Source organism: Bacillus sp. N13C7, assembly GCF_026790065.1.
Classification (GTDB): Bacteria; Bacillota; Bacilli; order Bacillales; family Bacillaceae; genus Bacillus.
Genome location: NZ_JALAMO010000029.1, coordinates 35,538 through 58,791 on the forward strand (window position 1 = coordinate 35,538; position 23,254 = coordinate 58,791).

Below are 23,254 nucleotides of genomic sequence, written 5' to 3' on the forward strand. Positions count from 1 at the left end.
TTTTTTATGCGATTGAAAATAGCGGAAAATCAACGTTTTCTGCTGCAAAAGCACCATTTTTTCGAAACGGATTTTTCATTGAACAGAAAATGTATAAATGAATAAAAATATTAAATATACGATTGAATTAATTTTTATTCATGTTATAATGTTAAATAATTTCACAAAGACCAAGAAGGTGAACTTGTTTTGAAAATAGGAATTGTAGGCGCTACGGGTTATGGAGGCACCGAACTTGTCAGGATTCTCTCCCACCACCCGCATGCAGAGGAATGTATACTTTATTCATCCAGTGGTGGAGGAAATGTCTATAGCGAGGTTTATCCTCATCTTGCCGGCTTAGCGAATCAGAAGCTGAAGCCCATTGATATGAATACGATCAAACATGAAGTAGATATCATGTTTCTTGCTGCACCGCCCGGGGTATCAAGTGAATTGACTCCGCAGCTGGCAGATGCGGAAATTCCGGTGATTGATCTGTCAGGTGATCTGAGGATACAAGAGCCGGCTGAATATGAAAAATGGTATAAACGGACAGCGGCACCGAAGGCGGTGATTCAAGAGGCGGTTTACGGCCTGGCAGAACTGAATCAAAAGCAAATTCAACAGGCAAAGCTCATCGCTAATCCGGGCTGTTTTCCAACGGCTGTTTTGCTTGGCCTCGCGCCATTGGCTCAAAAGAAGCTGCTCAATGAGTCCTTTGTGATTGTTGACGCGAAGACCGGTGTTTCCGGAGCAGGAAGAAAAGCATCCATGGGAACTCACTTTTCTGAGCTGAACGACAATTTCAAAATTTACAAAGTCAATGAACATCAGCATACGCCGGAAATTGAACAGGCGCTGCAGGAATGGCAGCCGGGGCTCGGGCCTATTACGTTTTCAGCTCACTTGGTTCCGATGACAAGGGGCATCATGGCGACGATGTATACACAATTAACCTCTGATCTATCGGCAGATGACCTGCATGATTTATATTCGGAATTTTACCAAGATTCATATTTTGTGAGAGTAAGGCCAAAAGGGCAGTATCCGCAAACGAAGGAAGTGTACGGCAGCAATTTCTGTGATATCGCCGTTACCCTCGACGAAAGAACGAACAGAGTTACAATCGTCTCGGTAATCGATAATTTAATGAAGGGTGCCGCCGGTCAGGCTGTGCAAAACTTTAATGTAATGAATGGCTGGAATGAAGAGACTGGACTCACCATGATGCCAATTTATCCATAGAACGGGAGAGAATCGAACCATGATTCAGTTAAGTGAAGATCAAATTGTTAAAGTAACAGGTGATGTATCCTCGCCAAAAGGGTTTCAGGCAAAGGGTGTGCATTGCGGTCTGCGATACTCGAAAAAAGACCTCGGCGTCATTATCAGCGAGACACCGGCAGTCAGTGCAGCAGTTTATACCCAAAGCCACTTTCAGGCTGCTCCGATCAAAGTCACACAGGACAGCTTAAAGCATGGATCAGCATTGAAAGCCGTCATCGTCAACAGCGCCATTGCCAATGCGTGCACGGGTGAACAGGGCTTAAAGGATGCATACGCAATGCGGGAGTGCCTTGCTTCACAGCTTGGCATTGAGCCGGAACTTGTCGCTGTTTCATCAACCGGCGTCATCGGAGAACATTTAGATATGGAAAAAATCCAGGCGGGCATCAAGCTGCTGAAAGAAACACCTGCGGGCTCGGGAGATTTTGAGGAAGCGATCTTAACAACCGATACGGTGATCAAGCAGACGTGCTATGAGCTGACAATTGGCGGAAAAACAGTCACGATCGGTGGAGCGGCTAAAGGCTCGGGAATGATTCACCCGAACATGGCCACGATGCTGGGATTTGTGACAACAGATGCGGCAATCGAAGACAAAACGCTGCAAAAGGCGCTTCGCGAGGTCACTGACGTTTCATTTAACCAAATTACAGTTGACGGAGAAACATCCACGAACGATATGGTATTGGTTATGGCAAACGGCTGCGCGGAAAATGAGTGCCTGACAGAAGAGCATCCAGACTGGCCTGTCTTTAAAAAAGCGCTCTTGCTTACCTGCGAGGATTTGGCTAAAGAGATTGCCAGAGACGGAGAAGGCGCGACCAAACTAATCGAGGCGCAAGTGCGAGGCGCAAAAAACAATCTTGATGCAAACGTGATTGCCAAGAAAATAGTCGGCTCAAGTCTCGTGAAAACGGCAGTCTATGGAACAGATGCCAACTGGGGGCGGATCATCGGAGCCATCGGACACAGCGCAGCACAGGTGACGGCAGAAGAAGTAGAGGTTTATCTCGGCGGCCAATGCCTGTTTAAGCATAACGAACCTCAGCCATTCTCTGAATCTCTCGCCAAGGAATACCTTGAAGGAGATGAAATCACCATCGTTATCAAGATGGATGAAGGGGACGGGAACGGAAGAGCGTGGGGCTGTGACCTGACCTATGACTATGTCAAAATTAACGCGAGCTATCGCACGTAATAAAGGGGAGCGAAATGAAGAAAACCATCGTTTTTAAATGCGGGGGAAGCGTCATACGTGAGCTGTCGGAGGAATTTTTTCATAACCTGAAAGAATTGAAGGCGTCTGGATGGAAACTGGCAATCGTTCACGGCGGCGGCCCGGAAATCACAAAGATGCTGAAACGGTTAAATATCAATACAGAGTTTTCGGGCGGACAGCGGAAAACAACGAAGCCGGTACTGGAAGTGGCGGAAATGGTTTTATCCGGTTCTATTAATAAATTTTTCGTTGCCGAGCTTGCCAAACGCGGACTGCGGGCCGCAGGCATCTCTGGTAAGGACGGCGGTCTTTTGGAGGCGGATTATCTCGATCAGGGAACATACGGGGAAGTCGGAGAAATCAAAAAAGTCGATGCGTCCATGGTGAACGCGCTGATGGAAAAGGGCATCATCCCTGTTATTGCGCCGCTGTCTATGACGAGTGACTGCAGGACGCTGAATGTAAATGCCGACCTTGCTGCTTCAGCAGTTGCCGGAGCGCTGGAAGCTGAAAAGCTAATGTTCGTCACAGATGTAGATGGAATCATGAAGGAAAAGCAGCGTCTTGACGTTCTGACCCCTGAGGAGATTCAGATGCTGATCAAACAGGAAGTGATCACAGGGGGGATGATTCCGAAGGTTAATTCAGCCTTGTCAGCTTTATCAGATCAGGTGTCTGAAGTCATGATCGTAAACGGAAAAGGATCAATCTTCACAGACCAAACCTTTCATGGAACAAAAATCGTTAAAGCAAAGGAGGCTGTTTCATGAGCAGCTTGTTTCAAACCTACGGACGCTGGGATATTAACATCAAAAAAGCAAAGGGAGCGTACGTTGAGGATCAAAACGGCAAAACATACCTCGATTTCATTCAGGGGATAGCAGTATCAAACTTAGGCCACTGCCATGAAGCGGTAACAGAAGCAGTCAAAAAACAGCTCGACAGCGTATGGCACGTTTCCAACCTGTTTCAAAACAGTCTCCAGGAGCAAGCGGCACAAAAGCTGGCGGAGCACAGTGCAGGAGATCTCGTCTTTTTCTGCAACAGCGGTGCGGAAGCGAATGAAGGCGCGATAAAGCTCGCCCGAAAAGCAACTGGAAAAACAAAAATCATCACTTTCCTGAAGTCTTTCCATGGCCGCACGTATGCAGGGATGGCTGCGACCGGTCAGGATAAAATCAAAACAGGCTTCGGCCCGATGCTTGAAGGCTTTCACTACCTTCCATACAATGATCCTTCTGCTTTTGAGGCTTTTGGGCAGGAAGGCGATATTGCCGCGGTGATGCTTGAAACAGTGCAGGGAGAAGGCGGGGTCAACCCGGCGAGCGCTGAATTTTTAACAGCTGTACAGTCGTTTTGCAAGGAAAAGAATGCCCTTTTGATCATTGATGAAATTCAGACTGGCATCGGACGGACAGGAAAGGGCTTCGCATACGAGCACTTCGGACTCTCACCGGATATCATCACAGTCGCAAAAGGATTGGGAAACGGCTTTCCGGTTGGCGCTGTCATCGGCAAGAAACAACTGGGAGAAGCATTTACCCCTGGTTCTCACGGAACAACCTTCGGAGGAAATATGCTGGCGATGGCTGCAGTGAATGCCACATTGCAAACTGTGTTTCAGCCTGACTTTCTGCAAGAGGCTAATGACAAAGGGTCATTTTTAAAAGAACAGCTCGAAGCTGAACTAAAGAGCCCTTTTGTCAAACAAATCCGCGGTAAAGGATTAATGCTTGGAATTGAGTGTGATGGCCCTGTTGCTGACATCATTACTGAATTGCAGACATTAGGCTTGCTTGTATTGCCGGCCGGCCCGAACGTCATTCGGCTGCTGCCGCCGCTCACCGTGACAAAGGTTGAAATGGCAGAAGCTGTCAGTAAGCTGAAACAGGCAATCGCACAGCATTCAGCAGTAAACCAGTAATTTTTTTTCGGTAAAAAAGCATAAAAATTCATTTTTATAATTAATTATTCATCAAGAGGTGGGCTGTTAGATGGAAGGTTATTTAGTGTTAGAAGATGGAACAGCGTTCAGCGGCGAGCTGGACGGTCATGAAAGCTGCACGGGAGAAGCTGTTTTTTTTACAGGAATGACAGGCTACCAGGAAGTGCTGACAGATCCATCGTACAAAGGGCAGATTATCGTATTTACCTACCCGCTGATCGGCAACTACGGCATTAATGAAAAGGATTTTGAAAGCAAAAAACCGCAAGTGAAAGCCGCGGTTGTTTACGAGGCGTGTGATCATTTTTCCCATCATGAAGCGGTATACAGCCTCAGGGAGTATTTGCAGAAATGGAACATCCCGCTGTTAACCCATGTTGATACGAGGGCTGTCGTGAAAAAAATCCGGGCAAACGGAACGATGGGAGCGACTGTCACAGTCTCTAAAGAAGCAGCTGAGATCGCCCTACAGCCTGAGAACGTGGCAGAGCAGGCATCCGCACAGAAAATCAGCACCCTAGGAGACGGAAATAAACATATCGCCCTCATCGATTTCGGCTATAAAAAGTCAATAGCATCATCACTCGTCAAACGAGGCTGCAAGGTCACCGTGGTGCCGTATCAGCAAATGGAATCTGTATACGACATAAAGCCGGACGGCATTGTGTTATCAAATGGGCCTGGAGACCCGAAAGCCATTCAGCCGTATTTAGGAAGGATCAAAAGCATCGTAAGCCGTTATCCGACTCTCGGCATTTGTCTCGGCCATCAGCTGATTGCGCTCGCGTTCGGAGGGAATACATTTAAGCTGCCATTCGGACACAGGGGCGCAAATCATCCGGTTATCGACCGTAAAACGAAACGTGTTTTCATGACAAGCCAAAATCACAGCTATGTGGTAGATGAACAGTCGATTAATGAAGAAGAGCTCACGATCAGGTTTCATCATGTCAATGATACGTCAGTTGAAGGGCTTTCCCATAAAAAACTGCCTGTCATGAGTGTTCAATTCCACCCGGAAGCCCATCCCGGACCAGCGGAAAGCGAATGGATTTTTGATGATTATTTAAAGAATGTGATACCAGCAAGGAGAGAGATCGCGCATGCCTAAAGACACCAGTATTTCAAGCATATTAGTAATCGGCTCAGGTCCGATCATCATCGGGCAGGCGGCGGAATTTGATTATTCAGGCACTCAAGGATGCATCGCGCTGAAGGAGGAGGGCTACCGGGTAATCCTTGTCAACAATAATCCGGCGACAATTATGACCGATGAAGCCTTTGCTGATGAAATTTATTTTGAACCGCTGACAGCAGAAAGCCTGACAGCCATCATTAAGAAAGAAGAGCCCGATGGACTTCTTGCCAATTTAGGGGGGCAGACCGCGCTGAATTTAGCAGTGGAACTTGAAGAAACGGGTGTTTTAAAAGAGCACGGCGTCAAACTTCTCGGTACATCTGTTGAGACGATACAAAAAGGAGAAGACCGGGAAAAATTCCGCTCGTTAATGAATGAATTGAACCAGCCGGTGCCAGAGAGTGAAATTGTTGATAACGAGGCTGACGCCCTGCGTTTTGCGGAATCCATCGGTTTTCCTGTCATCATTAGGCCCGCTTACACATTAGGCGGAAAGGGCGGCGGCATCGCTCCTGATAAAGCGGCCTTTACAGCCATGATCAAGCAGGCGCTACTAGCCAGTCCGATCAATCAATGCCTTGTTGAAAAAAGCATAGCCGGCTTTAAAGAAATCGAATATGAAGTGATGCGTGACAGCAATAATACCTGCATTACCGTGTGCAACATGGAGAACATCGATCCGGTCGGGGTGCATACAGGTGACTCCATCGTTGTGGCGCCGTCACAAACGTTAACAGATGAAGATTACCAAATGCTCCGGACGGCAAGTCTGACAATCATCTCAGCGCTTGATGTCGTAGGCGGCTGCAACATTCAATTCGCGCTTGATCCATTGAGCAAGCAATATTATGTCATTGAAGTCAATCCGCGGGTAAGCCGGTCATCTGCTCTCGCGTCTAAAGCAACCGGTTATCCGATTGCAAAGATGGCTGCGAAACTGGCGGTCGGATACATCCTTGACGAGCTGAAAAATCCGCTTACAGGATCGACTTACGCAAGCTTTGAACCAGCGCTGGACTATGTCATCGTCAAGTTTCCGCGCTGGCCGTTTGATAAATTCAAAAACACAGACCGCAAGCTCGGCACAAAAATGAAAGCCACCGGTGAAGTGATGGCGATTGAACGGAATTTAGAAGCAGCGATACAAAAAGCAGCGGCGTCACTTGAACTAAAAAATATCGGTACGCACCTCCCGGAACTCAGCGGTTTGTCGATTGAAGCGCTATGGGATTTGGCAGTCACTCCTGACGACCGCAGATTTTTCGTAGTCATGGAACTGCTTAGCCGCAGCGTGGCGATTGAGGACATTCATGCAAAAACAAAAATTGATCCGTTTTTCCTGCATACCTTTGCCAACATCATCACACTGGAAAACCGCCTGATGGAAGCGGGAAGCGAACTCTCTTTTGAATTATTGAAAAAAGCAAAGGAAAAGGGATTTTCAGACGCAATGATTGCCGCACTGATCGGCAAAACAGAAGAAGAGGTGCGCACGCTTCGCAAGGAGATGGGCATTACCCCTTCATTTAAAATCGTAGATACCTGCGCGGCTGAGTTTGATGCAAAAACAAACTACTTTTACTCCACATATTTCGGGGAGACCGATGGAGACATCAGCCGCAAAGAGAAAAAACGCGCGCTGATTATCGGATCAGGCCCGATTCGGATCGGCCAGGGCGTTGAATTTGATTACAGTGCTGTTCACGGTGTATTGACACTGCAAGAGCTTGGATTCGAGACGATCATGATTAACAATAACCCGGAAACGGTCAGCACTGACTATGAAATTGCGGACCGCCTGTATTTTGAACCGATGACCACGGAGCACATTTTAAATGTGGCGGAGCAGGAAAACATTGATTTTGCAATCGTGCAATTTGGCGGCCAAACCGCGATCAATGCTGCTGAAGCACTCGAAAAAGCCGGCATTACCCTTCTCGGCACATCATTTAAAACGCTCGACGTGTTAGAGGACCGGGATCAATTTTATCAGCTTCTTGATGAGCTTGGATTGAACCATGCAAAAGGAGAAATCGCTTATACAAAAGAGGAGGCCGTTGAAAAAGCAGATGAGATCGGCTATCCGGTGCTGATCCGCCCATCTTACGTCATTGGCGGAATGGGCATGATCATTGTTGACTCGCAAGCTCAGCTTTCTGAGCTGCTGAACGGTGAAGACAGCATGCCGTACCCGATATTAATTGATCAGTATGTATCTGGAAAGGAAGTCGAAATTGATTTGATTTCCGACGGTGAGGACGTCTTTATCCCGACCTATACTGAGCATATTGAACGGGCTGGTGTCCATTCGGGAGACAGCTTTGCCATTCTTCCTGGACCATCCATCACAAGCGTGCTGCAGCAGGGAATAAAAGATGCCGCGCAAAAAATTGCCCGAAAGCTTTCATTTAAAGGCATTATGAACATTCAATTTGTGATTGATAATGGAAACATTCTTGTTCTTGAAGTGAATCCGAGAGCGAGCCGCACAGTTCCCGTTGTGAGCAAAGTGATGGGGGTTCCGATGATTCCGCTTGCCACACGGCTGCTGGCGGGTGCGTCTTTAAAAGATGTAAACCCTTCAGTTCAAAATCATCATGGCGTTGCCGTGAAGTTCCCTGTATTTTCTTCTCATGCGATTCAGGATGTGGACGTTAAGCCGGGGCCGGAAATGAAATCGACAGGAGAAGGCATGTGTGTTGCATATGATGCCGACAGCGCCTTGAAAAAAATCTATACACGTGTCTGGAATCAAAAAGGAAGCATTTATTTGCAGAACGGGCCGGAAGATCTGCAAAAGCTAGCAGTAAACGCTGGTTTTACGGTTCATAAAGGAACATTTGCCTCGTGGATGGAACAGGAAGGAAAAGGGCTCCACATCAATTTGAGCGGCTCTGAAGAAGCGCGTAAAGAACGTTTGGAAGCGATGACGCACGGCATCCCAGTCTTTACAGAAGAAGAAACCGTGCGGGCGTTTTTACAAAGCGGTTCAGGCCATCCTCAGCCTGTATCTCTCAAAGACCTCTATAAAAAGGAAGTGGCATCATGCACACAGTGACGCAGACCAGTTTATACGGAAAAGACTTATTAACGTTAAAGGATCTTAATGAACAGGATATAAACGCATTGCTCGCAGAAGCCGGTGAACTGAAACAAAACAAAATCCAGCCTATTTTTCAAGGAAAAACCTTGGCGATGATTTTTGAAAAATCATCAACGCGGACCCGAGTTTCATTTGAAGCCGGCATGGCGCAGCTGGGCGGGAGCGCCCTCTTCTTAAGCCAGAAAGATCTGCAGCTGGGGCGCGGTGAAACTGTCGCTGATACGGCAAAAGTGCTGTCAGGCTATGTCGATGCCATTATGATCCGGACATTCGAGCATGAAAAGGTGGAGGAGCTTGCCAAAGAGGCTGACATTCCGGTCATCAACGGTCTTACTGATAAATACCATCCATGCCAGGCGCTGGCGGATCTTTTGACGATTAAGGAAATAAAAGGGAAGCTTAAAGGCGTGAAAGTCGCATACATCGGTGACGGAAATAATGTGGCGCACTCATTAATGATCGGCTGCGCGAAAATGGGCTGTGATATCTCGATCGCTTCGCCAAAGGGATACGAAGTGTTAGATGAGGCAGTTGAAGCGGCAACATCAGCTGCACTTCAATCCGGTGCTTCTATCACGCTGACGGCTGATCCGATTGAAGCTGTAAAAGACGCAGACGTGATTTATTCTGATGTGTTTACAAGCATGGGGCAGGAAGCGGAAGAGCAAGAGCGTCTCGCTGTCTTTGCGCCTTACCAGGTGAATGCGGCGCTTGTCAGCCATGCCAAGCCCGATTATACATTTTTACATTGCCTTCCCGCGCACCGTGAGGAAGAAGTGACAGCTGAGATTATAGACGGGCCGAATTCCGCAGTATTCCAGCAGGCGGAAAACCGTCTCCATGTGCAAAAAGCCCTGCTGAAGGCCATTTTATACAAAGGGTAGTAATCAAAAACTGCTGAGCCAGACTCAGCAGTTTTTTGATGGCAACATATTCACAGCCGCTTAGGCGCATACTACACGAAAAAGGAAAAGGAGGAAAAACAGTGGGACAGCAGCATCAATTCCGGCCGGGACAGAAAGCGCCCAATAATGGTGTCTACGTTGAAATCGGCGAGACGGGGAGCATGGTTAAAAACCCTCAAAAAATCCATCTGTCAGCAGGGGATATGTTTCCAGAAACATCAAATCACAATCGGCTATGGACATATAAAAGAAAGCCGTGAACACGAAAAAAACCCAAAACAATGAAATGTTTTGGGTTTTTGGCATTTTAATGCTGGCTTGCATTTTTGTTCATAGGCATGATTTCCGCTAAAACCATGATTAAGACATACAATACAACAGCGATTACTGATGATGTTTTGACATTATACGCAGCACTGTTCATGCTGGCAATCAAGTAGCATGCCATATGTGATAAAAGGAACGTCCAAATAAAAGCAATAATAAATCGCACGTTTCCACCTCGTCCTTCTCATTCTATTCTAGAAGCTATCATACCATACAAAAAGCGAAGGGGGAATCCAATTTTAGAAGAAAGTGAGGTGACAAAAGAGTCTGATTCGTCACATTTTAATGGTAAAATATAAAAAATCGCCAATCGGTATAATAGCCAAAACTGTAAAAGGCTAGGGCTTTACCTTATTCGTTTCTTTTCTTTTTACATAAGATAGCGTGAGATGAAGTGTGAAAGGAGGCGGGCAAGCGATGGGAATAACGGAAAGGTATTTTCAATTGGGAACGGAGCATAATGTCATTCATCTGCCCTATCGCCCGAACGGCTTCGGCATCTTTATCTTAGGGGACAGGACCCACTTTGTCGGGAATGATTCAAGCTTTTGGCTTCAGCATTACGGCAGAAATCAGCTTCTGAACATGCTGAGGAATGAAGGATATACCCTTTTTAACAGCAATTTGTTCGGAAGGCACTGGGGCGCGGAAAAAGCGGTCGCCTATGCCAAACAGCTGATACATTACGTGCTGAAGCAGGAAATACTCAATCCGAAGATTCATATTTTAGCAGAAGGCATGGGTGCTCTCGTGGCCGATGAACTGCTTCGTTTTTCCCCGGATCATATCCGCTCAGCCGCAATGTTGAATCCTTGTCTCGATCTTCATGCACATTATGAATCAGAGAAAGAGAATAAATTTTTCTATAAACAATTTGTAAAAGAGATAGCGGAAAGCTACGGCATTTTTGAAAAAGAAGCGGAAGCGCTCCGTTACAAAACAATTGAAAGCTATTCAAGCCGTGTGCCGGTTCATATATGGCAGCGGATGACCGGAGCTCCCTATCCATACAGCGTACATGCGGAGGTATTCAAGGAAAAACAACAAAGGCAAGGGTCACCGGTAGATATGACATTTCACTTATTTGAGCATCCAAGCAGAATTTATGCATCAATTTGTAAATTCTTTCACAGTCATGAAAAAGAGTTATAGAGAATACAATAACAGCAGCCTTCTCTTTTGCGGAGGCTGTTTTGTTTTGGAAATGAGAAACCGGAAGGGCGGCAGATGCAATGGAATCAACACTGATTGTAGGTGCGGACGAATTTTTCGGCCTTTCATTATGCGAGCGAATGATGGAAGAAGGCATACATGTTGACGTTATTCTGGCGGAAACAGAAGATGAAATGAGGCAAATGTACTTAGAAGAAAGACTCATGTGGCTTGGGAGAAATGAACTCTTTCGCCAGCTTGAGCACATTGGGGAGCGAAAATATGATACAATTTGTATCCAGTTCGGCGGTTTGCCCTTAGACCGATATGATTCCCCCTATGTATTGGTATATGAACAAGATCGAACAGAATGGGAAAAAATCAAAAAGACAGGTTCAGAAAAAGCGGTGATCCTGCCGAAAATGTATGGGCCGTGGAAAGAAGACACCGGGGAAGACGGCTTTTACACAGACGATGTGGCAGACGAACTGCTGAGGTTTCTGCTTGAACCAAGCCGTGATAAAAACAATAATCAGATTTTTAATTTGCAAGTCACACAAAAAACCTCGAAAGAAGAAGCAAAAACAAAAATTATCGAGTGGAAAAGACAATTTTCATCAATTTTCGACAAATATTAAGAAAAACCTTCCATGTTTCGAGGTTTCTAGATACAATAAACGTATAAAAATAATACATGTTATAGCTTGTCAAAAGGAGTTGAACATGACTTGATCACAAGGCTTGTCATGATCTTTTCTGTCCTCCTTTTATTGAGCGGATGTGGACAAACTCCGTTTAAAGGAAAAATTGAGAAGGTCGGCATGCTCTTTCCTGATACGATTAATGACCTCGTATGGGGCACAAAAGGGTACAAAGGATTACTGAATATTCAATCAAAATACAATGTGGACGTCTACTATAAAGAAGGCGTTAAAACAGATGAAGATATTATAAATGCGATTGAGGATTTTCATAAGCGGGGCGTCAATCTTCTCTACGGCCATGGAAGTGAATATGCAGAGGTATTTAACTTAGTCAGCGAAGATTATCCGGATATGGAATTTGTCATTTCTAATGCGAAAGCGAAAGGTGATAATGTGACGAGTGTCCATTTCAGCGGAGAAGCAATGGGCTTTTTTGGGGGAATGACAGCTGCCCATATGTCGAAAACAAATCAGGTCGGTGTAATTGCTTCCTTTACGTGGCAGCCGGAGGTTGACGGCTTTATCAAAGGGGCCAAATATGAAAATCCTGATATAGAAGTAAACACGAAATATACGGATCATTGGGATGATGATTCGACAGCAGTAAAGCTTTATCAGAAAATGAAGAACGAAGGCGCGGATGTTGTGTATCCTGCTGGAGACGGGTATAATGTTCCTGTCATTCAACAAATCAAAAAAGACGGCCTTTATGCCATCGGTTATGTCACAGATCAATCAGACCTTGGCGAGAATACCGTATTAACCAGCACGGTGCAAAATGTGGACAAGGCCTATGAAATCATCGCTGAGCAATTCAACAAAGGCACCCTTGAAGGCGGCGATCATTACTACGACCTGAAAACGGGAGTTGTTGAAATGGGAACATTCAGTCCGCTTGTCGATAAAGACTTTCAGCAGAGAATCGCCAAGCTGATCAAAACCTATAACAAAACAGGTGAACTGCCAAAAAATGAGTAATGGAGTGACTTCACATGCAGCACGAAAAATCAATGGAATTCTTGCAAATTGCCATGAAATATCTGCCTGAAGCGAAAGAGCAGCTTGAGAAATCGGGCATTGAGCTGTCCATGGAGGCCATCCAGCCGTTTATGAATCTATTCACAACGGTGATGGCGGAAGCGTATGAGCTCGGCAAATCTGACGCAAAATCTGAAACCGAATAAGAAGAAGCCACTTTTTGAAAGTGGCTTTTCACATGATTTTCTTTTTAATAGCGGAAATCATCGGTGCAAGCTCCTTTAAAGCGGGCTTGATTTGATCAAGAGAGTTCATAATTGATCCGATTTGATCCATAATATGCATGTAATTAATCGTTTCTTCTTCGTTTGGCTGGGAAACCTCCTCTTGCTGTTCTTCCTTCTCTGCTGTTTGCTTTGCGGAATCGCCGAACATCATCCTTGAGAACACATCCAACTGCATACGCCTCCTTTCTATATACCATACTCTATGAGTAAGATGAACTGATAGTTTAGACGAATATATTGCCATGTGAAAAAAAATAGGATAGAATTAGTACCTGATACTAATAATTGATCTCAACCAGATTGATCTTCTAAATTTACGATATAAAGGAGTCTTCCCTAATGAAAGCTGGAATACTTGGTGTTGGACGTTACATTCCTGAGAAGGTTTTAACAAATCACGATCTTGAAAAGATGGTTGAAACTTCTGATGAGTGGATTCGTACCAGAACAGGAATAGAAGAAAGAAGAATTGCCGCGGATGATGTGTATTCATCACATATGGCAGTTGCAGCAGCGAAAAATGCGCTGGAACAAGCTGAAGTGGCTGCTGAGGACCTGGATATGATCCTGGTTGCAACTGTTACACCTGATCAATCATTTCCTACGGTCTCTTGTATGATTCAAGAACAGCTCGGCGCGAAGAAAGCGTGTGCTATGGATATCAGCGCGGCTTGCGCGGGCTTCATGTATGGGGTTGTAACCGGCAAACAATTTATTGAATCCGGAACCTACAAGCATGTTCTTGTTGTCGGTGTAGAAAAGCTCTCAAGCATTACAGACTGGGAAGACCGCAATACAGCCGTTCTGTTTGGAGACGGAGCAGGTGCTGCGGTAGTCGGGCCAGTCAGCGATGACAGAGGAATCCTTTCATTTGAACTAGGGGCAGACGGCACAGGCGGTCAGCACTTGTATCTAAATGAAAAAGGTCATACAATCATGAATGGACGAGAAGTTTTCAAATTTGCAGTCCGCCAAATGGGAGAATCATGTGTAAATGTTATTGAAAAAGCCGGTCTCTCAAAAGAGGATGTCGACTTTTTGATTCCGCATCAAGCGAACATCCGCATCATGGAAGCCGCTCGCGAACGTTTAGAGCTTCCTGTCGAAAAGATGTCTAAAACCGTTCATAAATATGGAAATACTTCTGCCGCATCCATTCCGATTTCTCTTGTAGAAGAATTGGAAGCCGGTAAAATCAAAGACGGCGATGTGGTCGTTATGGTAGGTTTCGGCGGAGGATTAACATGGGGCGCCATTGCAATCCGCTGGGGCCGATAAAAAAAGGTGAGGTGCACACAAGATGAGTAAAAAAAGAGTAGTTGTTACAGGACTTGGAGCATTATCTCCGCTTGGCAACGATGTCGATACAAGTTGGAATAACGCAATCAACGGTGTGTCCGGAATCGGTCCGATCACTCGTGTTGATGCTGAAGAATATCCGGCAAAAGTAGCTGCTGAATTAAAAGACTTCAATGTTGAAGATTATATGGATAAAAAAGAAGCCAGAAAAATGGACCGCTTTACACAATATGCGGTTGTAGCTGCCAAAATGGCAGTTGAAGATGCAGATCTTAACATTACCGATGAGATCGCGCCGAGAGTCGGTGTTTGGGTAGGCTCCGGAATTGGAGGACTTGAAACACTTGAGTCTCAATTTGAAATCTTCTTAACAAAAGGCCCAAGACGCGTAAGCCCGTTTTTTGTGCCAATGATGATTCCTGATATGGCGACCGGCCAGATTTCTATTGCTTTAGGAGCAAAAGGGGTTAACTCTTGTACGGTTACAGCATGTGCTACAGGAACGAACTCCATCGGTGACGCGTTTAAAGTCATTCAGCGCGGCGATGCAGATGTTATGGTTACAGGCGGAACAGAGGCCCCACTGACAAGAATGTCATTCGCGGGCTTCAGCGCCAACAAAGCGCTGTCTACGAATCCAGATCCGAAAACAGCAAGCCGCCCGTTTGATAAAAACCGTGATGGCTTTGTCATGGGTGAAGGTGCAGGAATTATCGTTCTTGAAGAACTTGAGCACGCTCTGGCCCGCGGCGCTAAGATTTACGGCGAAATTGTCGGCTACGGCTCAACGGGAGACGCTTATCACATCACAGCGCCGGCACAAGATGGTGAAGGCGGAGCAAGAGCGATGCAAGAAGCCATTAAAGATGCTGGCATTGCGCCTGAAGACATCGATTATATTAATGCTCACGGAACAAGCACGTATTACAACGACAAATACGAAACAATGGCGATTAAAACCGTTTTCGGCGAGCATGCGCATAAACTTGCGGTAAGCTCTACAAAATCGATGACAGGCCATCTCTTAGGAGCGGCTGGCGGTATTGAAGCGATTTTCTCTATCCTTGCCATTAAAGAAGGCGTGATTCCGCCGACAATTAATATTCAAACACCTGACGAAGAATGCGATTTAGATTATGTGCCTGATGAAGCCCGCAGACAGGATCTCAATTATGTCCTCAGCAACTCATTGGGATTCGGAGGACACAACGCAACATTAATCTTTAAGAAATACCAATCATAATTAAGCCAAGCCGGCTGCCCTTAAAGGGTAGCCGGTTTTTTTATGTGCGCATAGGATAAAAAGAGGAGGCGATCACATGAGTGTGGAACAAACATATAGCTGGCTCAGAAAGGCTGGTTCAATAGATGATTTGGCGGATTACATTGTTCCGCTTTTTTCAGGTGTGGAAAAAAAGAATTGGAAAGGCATTTTGGGGCATCTTCAGCATCATGGGATGTTTAAAAACATAAAGGAGGGGATTCATACGGGTTCAGTGATGAAAGAAAAAGGGGTTTACGAGCATATTCAAAAGGAAGAACAGTACCTGAAAAACAAATGGCAAGGTCCTGATGTACCGATTGTTCCGCTGCCTGTTGATGAACGAAACAGAAGAATTCGTTTAGAATTCGGATCAAAATCTGGACTCGCCTTTCAAGACAAAATGTTCCTCTTTCTCTCGTCAGATTTGGATTTTGCATCGGTATCAGCCCTGATGACACATGAATATCATCACGTTTGCCGGTTAGATCATCTGACAAAAGAGGAAAAGGATGTCACATTACTTGATACAATCATCATGGAAGGGCTTGCAGAATATGCTGTTTATGAGAGGTTCGGCCGAAGTCAAACGGCTGAATGGACGTCTTGGTATACCCCGGAGCAGCTACAGGCTTTGTATGAAAAAAAGATTGCCCCCTATCAGGATATCAAACGGGATAACCGGTTATTCTCCCAGCTGTTATTCGGCAAAGGATATCAGCCAAAAATGCTTGGATACGCAGTCGGATTCAATATTGTAAAAAAATATTTAATAGCCAACAAAGCAAACACAGCAGATGGGCTGTCCATTCCTGCAGAAGCCTTTTTGAGTGCAGCGCTTTAAAAGAATAAAATAATGGAATTTCATTAATATTATTACATTTATCCTAAAAAATTCTTGATTTTGCAAAATGATTGTAATAATATACAACTATAAAATTTTTCGATAATTCAATATTATTTATTATTTCTGAATAAAGGGATTGCTTTCTCTTGAAAACGTTTGGAAACAAGAGGGGGAAGGGGAGCTAGCATGAGCACACTTTTAGAAGTGAATAATTTAAAGACTTATTTTTTTAGAAAAAAGGAGCCGATCCCTGCGGTAGACGGAGTCGATTTTCACATTAGCAAAGGCGAAACCGTCGCGCTTGTAGGTGAATCGGGCTCCGGAAAAAGCATTACTTCGTTATCAATTATGGGCCTTGTCCAAAGCTCAGGCGGAAAAATCATGGACGGCTCTATTAAACTCGAAGACAAAGACCTCACCTCATTCACTGAAAACGACTATTGCAAAATCCGCGGAAATGAAGTATCCATGATCTTTCAGGAACCAATGACCTCCCTTAATCCGGTGTTGACAATCGGAGAACAAATTACCGAAGTGCTGATTTACCATAAAAATATGAAGAAAAAGGAAGCTCATCAAAGAGCTGTTGAACTCTTGCAGATGGTCGGTTTCTCCCGGGCCGAGCAAATCATGAAGGAATACCCGCACAGGCTGTCCGGCGGGATGAGACAGAGGGTGATGATTGCTATCGCACTCAGCTGTAACCCTAAACTGCTCATTGCCGATGAACCGACAACAGCGCTGGATGTGACCATACAAGCCCAAGTTCTGGAGCTCATGAAAGATCTCTGTCAGAAGTTCAATACTTCGATTCTTCTGATCACACACGACTTAGGTGTCGTGTCGGAAGCAGCCGACAGAGTGATTGTCATGTACTGCGGACAAGTCGTAGAAAACGCCACCGTTGACGACTTATTTTTAGAACCGCTGCATCCTTACACAGCAGGCCTGCTTACATCGATTCCAGTCATAGATGGAGAGATTGATAAATTAAATGCGATTAAAGGCAGCGTGCCGACACCAGATAATCTGCCGCCGGGGTGCCGTTTTGCCCCAAGGTGTCCGAAAGCCATGGATAAATGCTGGACACATCAGCCTTCGCTTTTAACACACAAAAGCGGAAGAACGGTGAGATGCTTTTTATATGAGGAAGAGGGTGCCGAACAATCATGACAGCAGCAAATCAAGAAACAATCTTAGAGCTTCGTGACGTGAAAAAATACTTCCCGATCCGCTCAGGCCTTTTTCAAAGAAAAGTCGGCGATGTAAAAGCGGTAGACGGTGTTTCATTTTCGTTACAAAAAGGAGAGACACTCGGAATTGTTGGAGAATCGGGCTGCGGAAAATCAACTGCCGGCAGAACGATGATCAGGCTGTACAAACCGACAGAAGGCCAAATCCTTTTTAAAGGGCAGGATATCTCCAACCTGTCAGAAGAGAAGCTGCGGAAAAGTGTCCGCAAAAATATTCAAATGGTTTTCCAAGACCCATTTGCCTCTTTAAACCCAAGAAAGACGCTGCGTTCTATCATTAAGGAACCATTTAATACGCATCACATGTATACGATGCGTGAACGAAACGAAAAAGTCGAAGAACTGCTTGCAAGAGTAGGGCTTCACCCGTCGTTTGCCAGCCGTTATCCCCATGAATTTTCAGGCGGTCAGCGACAGCGGATCGGCATCGCCAGAGCGCTCACGTTAAACCCCGAGCTGATTATTGCCGACGAGCCGGTTTCTGCACTTGATGTATCCATTCAGGCCCAAGTGATTAACTTAATGGAAGAATTGCAGGAAGAATTTAATCTTACCTATCTATTTATCTCTCATGATCTAAGTGTCGTCCGCCATATCAGCGACAGAGTCGGGGTCATGTATCTTGGCAAAATGATGGAACTGACCGGCAAGCATGAGCTTTACAATAATCCGCTTCATCCTTACACCCAAGCACTTCTCTCGTCCGTTCCGGTTACCAGAAGAAAAGGATCTGTCAAACGTGAACGCATCGTCCTGAAGGGAGAACTGCCAAGTCCGGCCAATCCGCCAAAAGGCTGCGTTTTCCACACAAGATGTCCTGTTGCAAAACCGATATGCAAGGAACAAACACCAGAATTCAAAGAAGCTGCTCCCAGCCATTTTGTGGCTTGTCACCTTTATAGCTAAAGTTGCCGCACCGCTTTGAGAGGGGGTATGCACACTACATAAACAACAGCTGAGAAGCACGAACATTTCAAGAGGGGGAATATTAAATGAAAAGACGGAAAACCGCACTGATGATGCTAAGTGTATTGATGGTTATGGCCATCTTTTTATCGGCCTGCTCAGGATCAAAGTCGAGCAGCAGCGAGAAAAAACCAGCAGGCAAACCGCAGCAAGGCGGGGATTTGGTTATTGGTTCAACTGGGGAGCCAACTTTGTTTAATCCACTCTATTCTACAGATGTTTCCAGTTCGGATATTGAAGGGATGATCTATAGTACTTTATTAGAAACAGATGAAAAATTAAATGTAAAGCCTGCTTTGGCTGAGAAAGTAACAGAATCCAAAGATGGCCTGACTTATGATGTCAAAATTAGAAAAGGTGTAAAATTTCATGACGGAAAAGAACTTACAGCGGATGACGTTGTTTTCACTTATAGCATACCTTTAAATAAGGACTATAATGGTGAACGCGGCTCGGGTTTTGAATCATTAAAATCTGTTACAAAGAAAGGTGATTATGAAGTTGAATTCAAATTAAAGAAAAAGGATGCGTATTTTTACAATGTTGTTTTAGATAGTTACGGTATCCTGCCTAAACACATTTTAGGGAAAGTGCCAGTTGCAGATTTAGGCGAAAATGAATTTAATAGAAAGAATCCGATTGGTTCAGGCCCATTCAAATTTGTAGAATGGAAAAAAGGTGATTATGTAAAACTTGAAGCCAATGATGACTATTATGGCGGAAGACCGTATTTAGATACAGTAACAGTAAAAACAATTCCGGATTCAAATGCAGCTGTAGCCCAGTTAAAGGCTGGAGATATTGATTTCTTTGTTGTTCCGGGTACTGATTTCGAGACAGTCAAGACATTTGATAATGTGCAAGTTAAATCAGATCTTGGTTTGAACTACAGCTATATTGGTTGGAATGAGAAAAATGAATTATTTAAAGACAAAAAAGTCCGCCAAGCTCTTACACATGCACTTGATCGAAAAGCAATGGTGGATCAGGTATTAAACGGTGATGGTGAAGTAGCAAACGTTCCTGAAAGTCCGCTTTCTTGGAACTATCCGAAAGGTGATATACCTACATTTGATTACAATCCTAAAAAGGCTAAAAAGCTCTTGAAAGAAGCAGGATGGAAGGATACAGATGGAGACGGCTACCTTGATAAGGACGGAAAGAAATTCTCATTTACAATTAAAACGAACCAGGGTAATAAAATTCGGGAGGATTTAGCAGTTGTCGTTCAGCAACAGCTTAAAGAAGTAGGAATTGAAGCAAAGCCTCAAATTGTTGAATTTAGCGCTCTTATTGAACAAACAAGTTCACCAAATTGGGATTATGATGCTTTACTGCTTGGTTGGAGCTTGGCTACATTCCCAGATCAATTTTCGATTTTCCACTCCAGTCAATCTAAGAACGGACTAAACAACATATGGTATAAGAATCCTAAAGTCGATAAACTTTTGGAAGAAGCTAAATCTATTACAGACAGAAAAGAATATCAGAAAAAATACGAAGAAATCTATAAATTGATTGCAGAGGATCAGCCTTATTCATTCTTATTTTATTACAATTATCATAGGGCAATCCCGGCAAACATGCACGGCTATGTATTCCATCCAAAGAATGACTTGTATCATATTGAAAAATGGTGGCTTGAACAATAATAATGAAATCCCTAGAGAGGTGAGGATCCAGTATCCTTTCCTCTTTATCCTATTTTAGAAAAGGGGACAAGAATATGGTTACATATATTGTTCGTCGAACATTAATGTCTCTGCCAATTCTTTTGGGCATTACAATTTTATCATTTGCAATCATGAAAGCGGCGCCGGGTGACCCGATGTCACTAATGATGGACCCGACAATAAGTCAAGCTGACAGAGCGAAATTTATTGAGAAGTATGGACTCAATGACCCAGAACCTGTTCAATACTTAAAATGGCTTGGCAATATGCTCCAAGGCGACTTTGGGACATCTATTGTGAAAAAGGGTACACCAGTTTCTGATCTAATCCTTTCACGTTTGCCGAATACCCTGGTGCTTATGGTTTTTTCAACTCTTGTTGCTCTTCTGATTTCAATTCCTTTCGGAGTTCTTTCCGCGAAACGCCCTTATTCTAAACTTGACTATGGGATAACTGTCACATCATTTTTAGGGCTGGCCATACCAAACTTCTGGTTCGGATTAATTCTTATTATGGTTCTTTCCGTAAATCTCGGCTGGTTTCCTACGGGGGGTGTCAGCACTTTAAACGCTGACTTTAGCATTTTTGACAGGCTCCATCATTTAATTCTGCCTGCATTTGTTTTAGCAACTGCTGATATGGCCGGTATTACTCGATATACACGTTCAAGTATGCTCGATGTATTGAAGCAGGATTATATAAGAACAGCCCGAGCAAAAGGATTTAAAGAAAATAAAGTGATTTTCAAACATGGTTTGAGAAATGGTCTTCTGCCTGTTATTACAATTTTCGGATTAATGATTCCATCATTTATTGGTGGTGCTGTCGTAGTTGAACAGATTTTCACTTGGCCGGGATTAGGGAAGTTATTTATTGATTCGGCATTCTCTCGAGATTATCCGGTTATTATGGCCATGACTGTTATTTCTGCTGTTTTGGTTGTTTTGGGGAACTTGATTGCGGATATTTTGTATGCATTAGTTGATCCGCGTATTGAATATTAAAAGGGGGAGACGCATATGGCACAACCAAACACTGTAGCTCCCTCTAATGAGGTAAAGCTAAAAGAAAATATTAGAAAAAAACCAGAAACAATGACTAGGATCTTTTTTGAAAAGTTCTTCAAAAATAAACTTGCAGTTGTTGGAGGTATCATTTTAACAGTTATCATTTTAATGGCAGTCTTTGCCCCTTTTATTGCGCCTTACTCGCCTGAGAGTCAATCTCTTTTAAATAAACTGAAGCCGCCAAGTCCTAAAAATCTAATGGGGACAGATAAGTTTGGGCGCGATATATTTACAAGGGTATTGTACGGGGCTCGTGTGTCTCTATTGGTCGGTTTTGTTTCAGTAATTGGTGCCATCACTATAGGCACCGTTGTTGGTGCCTTAGCAGGATATTTTAAAGGGATAGTAGATGCTGTATTAATGAGGGCTGTTGATGTAGTCTTATCAATTCCGGATATTTTTCTGCTTATTACCTTAGTGACAATTTTTCAACCGGGAATGGATAAGTTAATTTTAATTTTTTCTTTGACGGGCTGGACTACAACAGCGAGGCTAGTCAGAAGCGAGTTTCTGTCATTAAGGTCAAGAGAATTTGTTTTAGCTGCTAAAACAATCGGCACCAAAAATTATAAAATTATTTTTTCGCATATTTTACCGAATTGTATTGGGCCCATTATTGTCTCGGCTACTTTGAAAGTAGGCAGTGTCATTTTAGCTGAATCAACTTTAAGCTACTTAGGCTTTGGTATTCAGCCTCCGATCGCAAGCTGGGGAAATATGCTTCAGGATGCTCAAAACTTTACATTAATGATTCAAGCATGGTGGTACCCATTATTTCCCGGGCTATTTATTTTAATGACCGTTTTATGCTTCAACTTTGTCGGTGATGGCCTGCGGGATGCACTGGATCCGAAAAATATTAAATAAAAATGAAAATAATATTTGTTACAAAACATAACGAAATCAGAAGAAAAGCAGATCTCTTTTTTGTCAGAAAATATACAAAGAGATCTGCTTTTTGTGATTTTTACATAAACCCAGTGATTCCAGATTTCCTCAATCTCTTTGGAATAATTTCTCTGTCCCTTGCCTATACTGTGGACAACAGTTTTTATAAAAGTGAGGGGTTAGAGATGTTATTTCTTCATGATGTGTGGGTCAATTGGTTTGAAGGGGAAGAAAATGGCTACAATGTATGCCACTTTCACGAATGGCGCAAGGAAGATACGGTTGAGCTTTTGGATCAGGTGCCGCTGTTAAGGGTGCCGTCGGTACTGTTTCATTACATAGAAAACGATCTGTCTGAGCTTCCGAAAGGTTTGCTTGAAGACGTACATCAGAAATCGTACATTCGAAAAAATCACGAGCGGACAAAGCTTGAGTATTGTTTTGTTGTAACAGACGGAATTGGCATTTTGGCTGTCGACACGATTGGCTACACGATCCCTGTCAGAAAAAGCCGTCTGATCCCAAGGCAGGAGCAGCTCGTTTATGAAATGGTAAAGGATGTAGAGCCTGAAACATATGAATTTGAATCAAAGAAGCTGGAATCCTCTAAAGAATATCACATCTTATCATTGGCACCAGAACATGTCAGAGGATTGACAAGAAAAGAACGGCAAATCAAGCAGCTGATGTTTATGGCGCTTGACCAGTTAAAAGGGCTGAAAAATCGCGCTGAAATCGGCTACTGGTACACTGAGTGGAACCCGCATATGTATGAACAAATCAAACGGATGAGCTTTGAAGAGATTTGGGACATGCTGTATAACGAAACAATTGAAGGCTGGTCGGACAAGCACCTGGCTTTTTGCGAAAACCTGATAAAAGGACAGCCTTTTTTCGAAAAGCTATGGGAAATGGAAAACGAATCAAAGGTAAACTGAAAAAAACCGCTCTTTACGGGACTGACCCCATAAGA

Annotated in this window: 23 protein-coding genes; 21 read left to right on the top strand and 2 right to left on the bottom strand. The window is 44.1% G+C overall.

From position 1 onward, the window contains the following. Positions 1–189 precede the first annotated feature (189 nt). From argC to MOB98_RS20485, 8 genes are all read left to right on the top strand, one after another. Positions 190–1,227, top strand: a complete 1,038-nt coding sequence (gene argC / locus MOB98_RS20450) for an N-acetyl-gamma-glutamyl-phosphate reductase (protein ID WP_268361611.1) — start codon at positions 190–192, stop codon at positions 1,225–1,227. Between the two features lie 19 nt (positions 1,228–1,246). After that, complete coding sequence (gene argJ, locus MOB98_RS20455; RefSeq protein ID WP_268361614.1) at positions 1,247–2,467, top strand: bifunctional ornithine acetyltransferase/N-acetylglutamate synthase; 1,221 nt, start codon at positions 1,247–1,249, stop codon at positions 2,465–2,467. A 14-nt stretch (positions 2,468–2,481) separates the two neighbouring features. Further along, entirely contained in the window at positions 2,482–3,258 is a 777-nt protein-coding gene (gene argB / locus MOB98_RS20460) for an acetylglutamate kinase (protein WP_268361617.1), read from the top strand. Continuing rightward, positions 3,255–4,412 (top strand): acetylornithine transaminase, encoded by a 1,158-nt coding sequence (locus MOB98_RS20465; protein ID WP_268361620.1) that lies wholly within the window; start codon positions 3,255–3,257, stop codon positions 4,410–4,412. The genes argB and MOB98_RS20465 overlap by 4 nt, the downstream gene beginning before the upstream one ends. A 70-nt stretch (positions 4,413–4,482) precedes the next feature. Continuing rightward, complete coding sequence (locus tag MOB98_RS20470; protein ID WP_268361622.1) at positions 4,483–5,544, top strand: carbamoyl phosphate synthase small subunit; 1,062 nt, start codon at positions 4,483–4,485, stop codon at positions 5,542–5,544. Next, a complete protein-coding gene (locus MOB98_RS20475; RefSeq protein ID WP_268361624.1) occupies positions 5,537–8,629 on the top strand; it encodes a carbamoyl phosphate synthase large subunit in 3,093 nt (1,030 codons plus the stop codon). The genes MOB98_RS20470 and MOB98_RS20475 overlap by 8 nt, the downstream gene beginning before the upstream one ends. Further along, positions 8,617–9,558 (top strand): ornithine carbamoyltransferase, encoded by a 942-nt coding sequence (gene argF / locus MOB98_RS20480; protein WP_268361627.1) that lies wholly within the window; start codon positions 8,617–8,619, stop codon positions 9,556–9,558. Before MOB98_RS20475 ends, argF begins: the two co-directional genes overlap by 13 nt. Positions 9,559–9,659: 101 nt before the next feature. Continuing rightward, a complete protein-coding gene (locus tag MOB98_RS20485) occupies positions 9,660–9,839 on the top strand; it encodes a YjzC family protein (RefSeq protein ID WP_087993455.1) in 180 nt (59 codons plus the stop codon). 47 nt (positions 9,840–9,886) lie between these two features. On the opposite strand, the gene MOB98_RS20490 is transcribed toward MOB98_RS20485, so the two are convergent. After that, the gene (locus MOB98_RS20490) at positions 9,887–10,072 is read right to left on the bottom strand and encodes a YjzD family protein (protein ID WP_268361629.1); all 186 of its coding nucleotides are present in this window, start codon (positions 10,070–10,072) and stop codon (positions 9,887–9,889) included. A 251-nt stretch (positions 10,073–10,323) separates the two neighbouring features. Here MOB98_RS20490 and MOB98_RS20495 point away from each other — a divergent pair, with 251 nt between their 5' ends. From MOB98_RS20495 to comZ, 4 genes are all read left to right on the top strand, one after another. Further along, on the top strand, positions 10,324–11,058 hold the full coding sequence (locus tag MOB98_RS20495; protein WP_268361632.1) for a hypothetical protein: 735 nt from the start codon (positions 10,324–10,326) through the stop codon (positions 11,056–11,058). Between the two features lie 80 nt (positions 11,059–11,138). After that, on the top strand, positions 11,139–11,696 hold the full coding sequence (locus MOB98_RS20500) for a hypothetical protein (protein ID WP_268361635.1): 558 nt from the start codon (positions 11,139–11,141) through the stop codon (positions 11,694–11,696). A gap of 90 nt (positions 11,697–11,786) precedes the next feature. Continuing rightward, complete coding sequence (med, locus tag MOB98_RS20505) at positions 11,787–12,740, top strand: transcriptional regulator Med (RefSeq protein WP_268361636.1); 954 nt, start codon at positions 11,787–11,789, stop codon at positions 12,738–12,740. Between the two features lie 14 nt (positions 12,741–12,754). Beyond that, positions 12,755–12,946 carry a ComG operon transcriptional repressor ComZ gene (gene comZ, locus MOB98_RS20510; protein WP_010329363.1) on the top strand — a complete coding sequence of 64 codons (192 nt, stop codon included), beginning with the start codon at positions 12,755–12,757 and terminating at the stop codon, positions 12,944–12,946. Between the two features lie 28 nt (positions 12,947–12,974). Here the strand turns inward: comZ and MOB98_RS20515 are convergent, their stop codons facing one another. Beyond that, the gene (locus MOB98_RS20515; protein ID WP_268361639.1) at positions 12,975–13,202 is read right to left on the bottom strand and encodes a hypothetical protein; all 228 of its coding nucleotides are present in this window, start codon (positions 13,200–13,202) and stop codon (positions 12,975–12,977) included. A gap of 164 nt (positions 13,203–13,366) precedes the next feature. Between MOB98_RS20515 and fabH the strand changes: the two genes are divergently transcribed. The 9 genes from fabH (at position 13,367) to MOB98_RS20560 (ending at position 23,219) form a co-directional block, all read left to right on the top strand. After that, positions 13,367–14,305 (top strand): beta-ketoacyl-ACP synthase III, encoded by a 939-nt coding sequence (fabH, locus tag MOB98_RS20520; protein ID WP_268361641.1) that lies wholly within the window; start codon positions 13,367–13,369, stop codon positions 14,303–14,305. 22 nt (positions 14,306–14,327) lie between these two features. Continuing rightward, entirely contained in the window at positions 14,328–15,569 is a 1,242-nt protein-coding gene (fabF, locus tag MOB98_RS20525; RefSeq protein ID WP_268361643.1) for a beta-ketoacyl-ACP synthase II, read from the top strand. 76 nt (positions 15,570–15,645) lie between these two features. Beyond that, a complete protein-coding gene (locus tag MOB98_RS20530; protein WP_268361645.1) occupies positions 15,646–16,431 on the top strand; it encodes a DUF2268 domain-containing protein in 786 nt (261 codons plus the stop codon). A gap of 189 nt (positions 16,432–16,620) precedes the next feature. Next, positions 16,621–17,607: an oligopeptide ABC transporter ATP-binding protein AppD gene (gene appD, locus MOB98_RS20535; RefSeq protein ID WP_268361648.1), complete on the top strand. Its 987-nt coding sequence runs from the start codon at positions 16,621–16,623 to the stop codon at positions 17,605–17,607. Further along, positions 17,604–18,593 carry an oligopeptide ABC transporter ATP-binding protein AppF gene (gene appF, locus MOB98_RS20540; RefSeq protein ID WP_268361649.1) on the top strand — a complete coding sequence of 330 codons (990 nt, stop codon included), beginning with the start codon at positions 17,604–17,606 and terminating at the stop codon, positions 18,591–18,593. Before appD ends, appF begins: the two co-directional genes overlap by 4 nt. Positions 18,594–18,679: 86 nt before the next feature. Next, positions 18,680–20,305 (top strand): peptide-binding protein, encoded by a 1,626-nt coding sequence (locus MOB98_RS20545; protein WP_268361652.1) that lies wholly within the window; start codon positions 18,680–18,682, stop codon positions 20,303–20,305. A gap of 74 nt (positions 20,306–20,379) precedes the next feature. Next, positions 20,380–21,330: an ABC transporter permease gene (locus tag MOB98_RS20550; RefSeq protein ID WP_014113363.1), complete on the top strand. Its 951-nt coding sequence runs from the start codon at positions 20,380–20,382 to the stop codon at positions 21,328–21,330. Between the two features lie 15 nt (positions 21,331–21,345). Beyond that, complete coding sequence (opp4C, locus tag MOB98_RS20555) at positions 21,346–22,260, top strand: oligopeptide ABC transporter permease (protein WP_268361654.1); 915 nt, start codon at positions 21,346–21,348, stop codon at positions 22,258–22,260. Between the two features lie 206 nt (positions 22,261–22,466). After that, positions 22,467–23,219: a YjbA family protein gene (locus MOB98_RS20560; protein WP_268361655.1), complete on the top strand. Its 753-nt coding sequence runs from the start codon at positions 22,467–22,469 to the stop codon at positions 23,217–23,219. The last annotated feature ends 35 nt before the right edge of the window (positions 23,220–23,254 follow it).